Annotated in this window: 2 rRNA genes (1 of these 2 cut by a window edge); both read right to left on the reverse strand. The window is 53.9% G+C overall.

The features are described 5' to 3' along the window. Positions 1–7 precede the first annotated feature (7 nt). Positions 8–122 (reverse strand): 5S ribosomal RNA (gene rrf, locus L981_RS29070). 129 nt (positions 123–251) lie between these two features. Continuing rightward, positions 252–2,500 (reverse strand): 23S ribosomal RNA (locus tag L981_RS29075); it runs 547 nt beyond the window's last position.

The raw sequence follows: 2,500 nt of genomic DNA on the forward strand, positions 1-2,500 counted from the left end.
TTTGCAGACCTGGCAGCGACCTACTCTCCCGCGTCTTAAGACGAAGTACCATCGGCGCTGGGGCGTTTCACGGCCGTGTTCGGAATGGGAACGGGTGCAGCCACCCCGCCAGAACCACCAGGTCGGCAAAGCGCAAGATTTGCGTCTAGCGGACGCAAACCGGATTGAGAAGCTGGTGAGTTGGTCGAGCCAACTCGTTTTGTTTTGAACACGTCTTTTAGCTCATCATGTGATGAGCATGAGCAATGGGAACGATCAAGCCAATCGAACGATTAGTACTGGTAAGCTTCATGCGTTGCCGCACTTCCACACCCAGCCTATCAACGTGGTCGTCTTCCACGGTTCTCAAGGGAATACTCGTTTTCAGGTTGGTTTCCCGCTTAGATGCCTTCAGCGGTTATCCATTCCATATATAGCTACCCTGCTATGCCCTTGGCAGGACAACAGGTCCACCAGAGATATGTCCATCCCGGTCCTCTCGTACTAGGGACAGATCCTGTCAATATTCCTACACCCACGGCAGATAGGGACCGAACTGTCTCACGACGTTCTGAACCCAGCTCACGTACCGCTTTAATTGGCGAACAGCCAAACCCTTGGGACCTGCTCCAGCCCCAGGATGCGATGAGCCGACATCGAGGTGCCAAACAACCCCGTCGATATGGACTCTTGGGGGTCATCAGCCTGTTATCCCCGGCGTACCTTTTATCCGTTGAGCGATGGCCCTTCCACGCGGGACCACCGGATCACTATGACCGACTTTCGTCTCTGCTCGACTTGTCAGTCTCGCAGTCAGGCGGGCTTATGCCATTGCACTCGACGACCGATTTCCGACCGGTCTGAGCCCACCATCGCGCGCCTCCGTTACTCTTTCGGAGGCGACCGCCCCAGTCAAACTACCCACCATACACTGTCCCGGATCCGGATAACGGACCGCGGTTAGACATCCATGACGATAAGGGTGGTATTTCAAGGATGGCTCCACAAGAACTGGCGTCCCTGCTTCAAAGCCTACCACCTATCCTACACATGCCGACACGAATGCCAGTGTAAAGCTATAGTAAAGGTGCACGGGGTCTTTCCGTCTGACCGCAGGAACCCCGCATCTTCACGGGGAATTCAATTTCACTGAGTCTATGCTGGAGACAGCGGGGAAGTCGTTACGCCATTCGTGCAGGTCGGAACTTACCCGACAAGGAATTTCGCTACCTTAGGACCGTTATAGTTACGGCCGCCGTTTACTGGGGCTTCGATTCAGAGCTTGCACCCCTCCTCTTAACCTTCCAGCACCGGGCAGGCGTCAGACCCTATACGTCGTCTTGCGACTTCGCAGAGCCCTGTGTTTTTGATAAACAGTCGCTACCCCCTGGTCTGTGCCACCCCAAAAGACTTGCGTCCATTGGGGTCACGCTTCTTCCGAAGTTACGCGTGCAATTTGCCGAGTTCCTTCAGCATAGTTCTCTCAAGCGCCTTGGTATACTCTACCTGACCACCTGTGTCGGTTTCGGGTACGGTCTATACGGTGGAGCTATTTCCTGGAACCGCGTCCCCGCCCAGACAATCCAATAAGTCTGAACAAGTTAAGCAATCCGTCACTACCACCAGGCCCACGAATATTAACGTGGTTCCCATCGACTACGCGTGTCCGCCTCGTCTTAGGGGCCGGCTAACCCTGCTCAGATTAACTTTAAGCAGGAACCCTTGGTCTTTCGGCGAGAGGGTCTCTCACCCTCTTTATCGTTACTCATGTCAACATTCGCACTTCCGATACCTCCAGGACCCCTCACGGGTATCCCTTCACAGGCTTACGGAACGCTCCGCTACCACGTGCATTGCTGCACATCCTCAGCTTCGGTGCATGGCTTTAGCCCCGTTACATTTTCGGCGCAAAGACCCTTATTTAGACCAGTGAGCTGTTACGCTTTCTTTAAATGATGGCTGCTTCTAAGCCAACATCCTGGTTGTTTTGGGATCCTCACATCCTTTCCCACTTAGCCATGACTTGGGGACCTTAGCTGGAGGTCAGGGTTGTTGCCCTTTTCACGACGGACGTTAGCACCCGCCGTGTGTCTGCCGACTAGTACTCCTCGGTATTCGGAGTTTGGTTAGGATCAGTAAGACGGTGAGTCCCCATAGCCCATCCAGTGCTCTACCCCCGAGGGTATTCGGTCGACGCTCTACCTAAATAGATTTCGCGGAGAACCAGCTATTTCCGAGTTTGATTGGCCTTTCACCCCTAACCACAAGTCATCCCAATCTATTGCAACAGATGCGGGTTCGGTCCTCCAGTTGGTGTTACCCAACCTTCAACCTGCTCATGGCTAGATCACTCGGTTTCGGGTCTAATGCGACGAACTGAACGCCCTGTTCAGACTCGCTTTCGCTGCGCCTTCACCTATCGGCTTAAGCTTGCTCGTCACACTAAGTCGTTGACCCATTATACAAAAGGTACGCTGTCACCCTTGCGGGCTCCAACTGTTTGTAGGCATCCGGTTTCAGG

Origin of the sequence: Ensifer sp. ZNC0028, from assembly GCF_000799055.1 — a bacterium.
Taxonomy (GTDB): Bacteria; Pseudomonadota; Alphaproteobacteria; order Rhizobiales; family Rhizobiaceae; genus Ensifer.